Source organism: Streptomyces sp. Ru71 (genome assembly GCF_002920535.1).
Lineage (GTDB): Bacteria > Actinomycetota > Actinomycetes > Streptomycetales > Streptomycetaceae > Streptomyces.
Genome location: NZ_PQSS01000088.1, coordinates 24,051 through 30,050, shown reverse-complemented (window position 1 = coordinate 30,050; position 6,000 = coordinate 24,051). Strand labels below are relative to the sequence as shown.

General features: G+C 72.1%; 7 protein-coding genes and 1 riboswitch. Of the genes, 4 read left to right on the top strand and 3 right to left on the bottom strand.

What is annotated here, in order from left to right:
• Positions 1-950, bottom strand: a 950-nt coding sequence (locus tag C3489_RS32865; protein ID WP_103785779.1) for a S9 family peptidase, incomplete at its 3' end; no start/stop codon positions are given.
• A gap of 102 nt (positions 951-1,052) precedes the next feature.
• Positions 1,053-1,793, bottom strand: a complete 741-nt coding sequence (locus C3489_RS32860) for a class II aldolase/adducin family protein (RefSeq protein ID WP_103785776.1) — start codon at positions 1,791-1,793, stop codon at positions 1,053-1,055.
• 227 nt (positions 1,794-2,020) lie between these two features.
• Here C3489_RS32860 and C3489_RS32855 point away from each other — a divergent pair, with 227 nt between their 5' ends.
• The 4 genes from C3489_RS32855 (at position 2,021) to C3489_RS32840 (ending at position 5,154) form a co-directional block, all read left to right on the top strand.
• A complete protein-coding gene (locus C3489_RS32855) occupies positions 2,021-3,289 on the top strand; it encodes an inorganic phosphate transporter (protein WP_103785775.1) in 1,269 nt (422 codons plus the stop codon).
• 34 nt (positions 3,290-3,323) lie between these two features.
• Positions 3,324-3,545, top strand: a complete 222-nt coding sequence (locus C3489_RS32850; RefSeq protein WP_103785774.1) for a hypothetical protein — start codon at positions 3,324-3,326, stop codon at positions 3,543-3,545.
• 245 nt (positions 3,546-3,790) lie between these two features.
• Complete coding sequence (locus C3489_RS32845) at positions 3,791-4,648, top strand: helix-turn-helix transcriptional regulator (RefSeq protein ID WP_103785773.1); 858 nt, start codon at positions 3,791-3,793, stop codon at positions 4,646-4,648.
• 41 nt (positions 4,649-4,689) lie between these two features.
• On the top strand, positions 4,690-5,154 hold the full coding sequence (locus tag C3489_RS32840; protein ID WP_103785772.1) for a hypothetical protein: 465 nt from the start codon (positions 4,690-4,692) through the stop codon (positions 5,152-5,154).
• 275 nt (positions 5,155-5,429) lie between these two features.
• Here C3489_RS32840 and C3489_RS32830 read toward each other — a convergent pair whose 3' ends face one another.
• A complete protein-coding gene (locus C3489_RS32830; protein WP_308460833.1) occupies positions 5,430-5,621 on the bottom strand; it encodes a DUF397 domain-containing protein in 192 nt (63 codons plus the stop codon).
• 207 nt (positions 5,622-5,828) lie between these two features.
• Positions 5,829-5,970: riboswitch (cobalamin riboswitch) on the top strand.
• The last annotated feature ends 30 nt before the right edge of the window (positions 5,971-6,000 follow it).

Sequence of the window (6,000 nt, the reverse complement as noted above, 5' to 3'; positions counted from 1 at the left end):
GTGGGCACGGCGAGGCCGGCCGCGTCCGCGGCGACGGCGCCGTCGGCGGGGCCGTCCCGCAGCCCGGTGCGGCCCTGCGCGGCGCGCACCGCGAGCGGCAGCAGCGCTCCCGGCGTGCGCCGGGCCAGGGCCAGGGCGCGCAGCGTGGTCTGCCAGCTGAGCACCGGGGAGTCCAGGACGAGCCCGGAGACGTGCTCCCTCATCCCCGACCGCTCGGCCGCGCGCAGCGCCATGGTGGCGCCGGTGGACCAGCCGTGCAGCACGACGCGGCGGGCCCCATGGCTCACGGCGTAGCGGATCGCGGCGTCCAGGTCGCGCCACTCGGTCTCGCCGAAGTGGTTCAGCCCGTCCGGACGGCGCGGGGCGCCGAGGTCGCCGCGGTAGGCGAGGGCCAGGACGGGGAAGCGCAGCCGGTGCAGCACGCCCATGATGTTCATGGCCTGTTCCCGGGTGGTGCCGAGGCCGTGCACGGCGATCACCCAGGTGTCCCGGGCACCGGGCACGAACCAGGCCGGCAGCGTGCCGAGCTCGCCGGGCACGTCGATGTCGGCGTGGTCCAGGCCGAGGGCGGCGCCGGGATCGCCGACGTACACGTTCGGGGTGAGCCACACCTTGTCGCCGGGTTCCAGGGTGCCGTGCGTGACGCGTTCCAGACGCCGTACGACGGTGTCGGCGGAGTGCTCGGCGGAGCCCAGGACCGGGCCGACGACCGCGTGGCTGCCGTCGCCGGCGAGGCCGTAGGTGCCGGGGCGCAGGGCGGCCAGGTCGCGGGTGAGCGCGATCTGGCCGGCGGCGGTGGCGTGCACGGTGAGCCGGGGCTCGGTGGGCAGCGGCCGGCCCGGGGGCGCCTTGAGCGCCGCGTCGCTGGCGAGTCGGCCGGCGGCCACGGCGGCGGCACCGGCGCCCATCACGGCAAAGACGGCAGCGGCCGTCGCTTTGACTGTGCGCACGCAGTCCAGTTTCCCGGCGCGGTCCGTCCCAAGCCACCGGAAGGGACACCCGGGGTGATCACGGACGATGCCGGGTGATCCCCCCTCGCCGTCCGGCCCGCGTCACCCCCGCTGCCCGTACCCCCGCAGCCGCTCCCCCACCTCCGCCAGCTGCTCCGCGCTGAGCAGGCTCGGGCTCAGACCGGGGACCGACGAGGCCGTCAGCCACACGCGGCACATCCACTCCAGCTGGGCGGTGCGGTCGTAGGCCTGGTCGAGGGTGGCGCCGTAGGTGATCGTGCCGTGGTTCTGCAGGAGGCAACCGGTGCGCCCGGCCAGAGCCCGCAGCATGTGCTCGGCCAGTTCGTCGGTGCCGTACGTCGCGTACGGGGCGACACGGACCGGTCCGCCGAGGGCCGCGGCCATGTAGTGGACGAGCGGGAGCTCCGGCACGAGCGTGGAGACGGCCGTCGCGTGCACGGCGTGGGTGTGCACGACGGCCCGGGCGTCGGTGGTCCGGTAGACGGCAAGGTGCATGGGCAGCTCGCTGGTCGGCACGAGGGAGCCGCGCACCTGGCGGCCGTCGAGGTCGACCGCGGTCAGGTCCTGCGGCCGCAGCCGGTCGTAGGCCAGGCCCGACGGCGTGACCAGCACCAGGTCGCCGACGCGTACGGAGACGTTCCCGGACGTGCCGACGACCAGCCCCTCGGCCACGGTCCGGCGGGCCGTGGCGACGAGATCCGCCCAGGCCCGCGCCTCCTCCTCACCGGCCACCGGGGGCGCCCCCTCCTCCCCGGCCGTCCGGTGCGCCCCTTCCTCGCCCGCCGTCCGTCCGTCCCGCTGCTCCCACCTCTGCTCAGTCATGCCGCGATCCTGCCAGGCACACGTGACCAGAATCTCTTCCCCGGGCCCCAGAGCGGCCGCCGCGCCTCGCGCGGGAGGCGCGGGCCAAGCGCCGCACGGGCCGCCGGGGCCGTCCGGAGCGGCACCCCCCTCTTTCCGACATCGAGACGCCCGGCTCAGTTCACCTTCCGTTCACCCTCGTTACCTACGTTCGTCCAGCCAATGACTTCGAACGAATGCCTGGGTAAATGGAAAGCTTCTCGCTGATCCTCGCGATCGTGGTGGTAACCGCGCTCGCGTTCGATTTCACGAACGGTTTCCACGACACCGCCAACGCGATGGCCACCACCATCTCGACCGGCGCGCTGCGGCCCAAGATCGCCGTGGCCATGTCCGCCGCCCTCAATCTGGTCGGCGCCTTCCTGTCCGTGGAGGTCGCCAACACGATCTCCAAGGGTCTCGTCGACGAGAGCGGCATCCGTCCCGAGGTCATCTTCGCCGCCCTGGTCGGCGCGATCCTCTGGAACCTGCTGACCTGGCTCGTGGGCCTGCCCTCCAGTTCCTCGCACGCCCTGATGGGCGGCCTGATCGGCGCCACCGTCGCCTCCGCCGGGTTCGGCGCGGTCCACGGGGACGTCCTCGTCACCAAGGTGCTGCTGCCCGCGGTCGCCGCCCCCGTCGTCGCCGGCCTCGCCGCGATGGTCGCCACCCGGCTGTCGTACACGATCGGCAAGAAGGCCGACGGCAAGGCCGCCGAGAAGGGCTACCGGGCCGGCCAGATCGCCTCGGCGGGCCTGGTCTCACTCGCCCACGGCACCAACGACGCGCAGAAGACGATGGGCATCATCACCCTGGCCCTGGTCGCCGGCGGCGCCGTAGCGCCCGACTCCGACCCGCCCACCTGGGTGATCCTCTCCGCCGGCCTGGCCATCGCGCTCGGCACCTACATCGGCGGCTGGCGCATCATCCGCACCATGGGCAAGGGCCTGACGGACATGCAGCCGCAGCAGGGCTTCGCCGCCCAGACCAGCGCGGCCACCGCCATCCTGGCCTCCTCCCACCTCGGCTTCTCGCTGTCCACCACGCACGTCGTCTCCGGCTCCGTGATGGGCGCGGGCCTGGGCCGCAAGGGCGGCGTGGTGCGCTGGTCGACCGCGACGCGGATGTTCGCCGCCTGGGCGCTGACCCTGCCGGCCGCCGCGCTGGTCGGCGCGCTCGCCGAGTACGTCACCGGCTTCGGTGACTGGGGCACCGCGCTGGTCGCCGTCTTCCTGGTGGGCTCCAGCTTCGCCATCTGGAAGATCTCCCGCCGCGAGGTCGTCGACCACACCAACGTCAACGCCGTCGAGGAGGAGCCGGCCGGCGTGGTCACCACCGCCATCGCCGCCGTCACCCCGCCCCCGGCCGCCGCCCCGGCGCCCGCGGACGGCCTCACCGCCACCATCCCGGCCCCCGCCGCGACGGCGGAGCAGCCGGCCGCCGCCACCCCCGCCGCACCCGCGGCCCCGGCCCTCTGACCGCCGGTCCCGGGCACGAAGGAAGAGAAGCAGCATGAAGATCGACTGGTCGGCCCTCGGCTCCGTCTTCGGTGTCAGCCTCGTGGTCACCGTCGGCCTGGTGGCCCTGTTCACCCTCGGGATCATGGGCCTGTCGCGCCGGGAGACCGCGTCAACCCGCGGCGAGTCCGCCATCACCGCCACCGTCGGGGCGTACGCCTGTTTCGCCCTGTGCGCGGCGGCCGTCGGCTATGGAATTTCCCTGATCGTGGCCTGACCACAGGAGGATCGGCAGTCTTCTCAGGCCCGATCGGCAACTCCTGCACCAACCCCCGTACGGCACTTTGTGCCGCTTACGGGGGTTCTTTCTATATTCGACCTCTCGCCGCGCACTCACCGAAACGACACATGTCATACTGACGAGGGCTAGCCGCTGAGGTCTAAGTCACCTACTCTCATGGGTAGTTACTGTTCGATGGTGGCAGCCTGACAAGTCAACGCCGACATGTGGCAGGGAGCACCATGCCAAGAGACATCGATCCGAGCCTCAACCGACGCAGGCTGCGAATCGAACTGCGCAAGGCCCGCGAGAACGCCGGGATGACCCAGCGGGACGCCGCGAAGGCCCTCGAATGGTCGCTCTCGAAACTCATCAGAATCGAGGCGGGGACGGTCAGCCTCGGCGTCACGGACCTGCGGGCGCTGCTGCAGTTGTACGAGGTCACGGACCCCGAGCTGGTCAGGGAGCTTGAGGACGCGGCCCGCGGCTCGAAGGGGCAGTCATGGTGGGCGCAGTACAGCGACGTGGTGTCGGCGCAGTACGCCCTGTACCTGGGGTACGAGGGCTCGGCGGACACGATCCGCATGTACAACCCGGTCGTGCTGCCGGGCCTGCTGCAGACGGAGGACTACGCCACCGCGCTGCTGTCGGTGCAGGTCCCGGAGTCGAGCGTGCGGCAGCTGGTGGACCTGCGCCTGACCCGGCAGGAGCGGTTCTTCGACGCGGACGACAGTCCCCAGATCGACATCGTCCTCGACGAGGCGGCCATCCGGCGCCAGATCGGCGGGCCCGCGGTGATGCGCCGGCAGCTCGACCACATCCGGACCCTGTCCGAGCACCCGCGCACCACGTTGCGGGTGCTGCCGCTGACCGCCGGGGCGCACTACAGCGTGGGCACGCCGTTCATCCTGCTCAGTTTCAAGGACGACGACGACCTGCTGTACGTCGAGGGCCCCGGAGGCGGCCTGTCGAGCCGTGACGACCTGGCACTGATGGTCCGGTACCAGGAGTGCTTCGAGGACATCAGCGCGCTCGCGTACGAGGGCGACCGGTTCACGGAGTTGCTCACCGAAGTCAGGGAGAGCCTGGACAACAGCTGAGCCCGGGCGGGACGACCCGGGCGGAACGGGGTGGGAGGGCCATGGCGGTCTTCGGAATACGAGCGTGGTGGCAGCGCCTGCGCACGCAGGGCGCGGAACCGGAGAACGCCGCGCCGCTCGACGACAACGCCGTCAAGGTCGAGGCGATGAAGCAGCCGGAATGGCTCCAGGCGCTCATCGAGCTGGAGAGCGCCCGGGTGTCCAACGAGATCCGGCTGCTGTCGGCCCGGCTGCTGCTGGGCACGGCGTGCGCCAGCGCCCTGCTGCTCTGCATCGCCGTCGCCACCCGGGTCGCCCCGAGCATTCCGTTCGGCGCCGCCACACCGCTCACCACGACGATCGCCGGGGCGTCCGGCGCCGCGCTGCTCACCGCGCTGGGCGCCGTCGTGGGCAGAGCCCTGCGCCGGCGTTCCGGTGGTTCCGAGACGAGCGGGGTCAGCGACGGGGCACGCTTGGGAGCTGAGCCGTCGCAAGGGCCCGGTTCAGGACCCGGAGCCGCTCCGTGACCGGGGTGAGCCCCCACCACAGGCCGGCGCCCCCGGCGATGAGCGCCGTCACCACCAGCCAGACGACCCCGCGCGCCGCGCCGCCGGGCACCAGGAGTCCCGCGAGGGCACCCAGCCCGACCGCGACGATTCCGGTGACCGAACAGAAGAGGACCAGTGGGACCGCCGAGGAGGGCCGGGCCGCCCGCGCCCGCGTGGCGCGTCCCGTACCGGCCGGCGTCGTTCCCTCTCGTGCCCGCTCTCGCATCCGTGTGCCTCCCGTCCCCCCGGGCGCGTCATGATCCGCCCGTCTCCGGGTCCCCCAGCCAAGCCAGAAAACCACACCACGCCGCACGGCGAAAGGCGAGCAGTCCGCCGCCCTCACCGCACCCTGACCGTTTCGAGTCGCGCACGAGCACGCGGCCTTGTCCGAGGGCCGCTTCCACGCATTCCCCATTGCCCGAGGAACGACTGCTCCTGACCCACACGCGCCCCGACGGCTCCCTGCCGGCCAACGCCCACCTCCTCCTGCCCCGAGCCCTGCCCCAAGCACCACCCTGGGTGTCGTCCCCGGGAGTCTTCCCACCTTCGCCGCTCGGGAAGAGGCCAAAAGAAGCCGTTTCAAGTCACTGACTCTGTGTCACCGATGTGGGCCTCAGCACACACGTGCGTCGCAGGTCAAAGCGAAGTTGACGACCCTTCGCGGGCCGTGGTGGACTGCCGAAGCCATCTACGGCGGCGCGAGAGGAAGCCGGTGCGAATCCGGCGCGGTCCCGCCACTGTCACCGGGGTGCGAACCCCGGGAGCCAGGAACTCTCACCGCCGATTCTCTTCGAACCAGGGCGCGGACACCCTGAGTGAGGACAT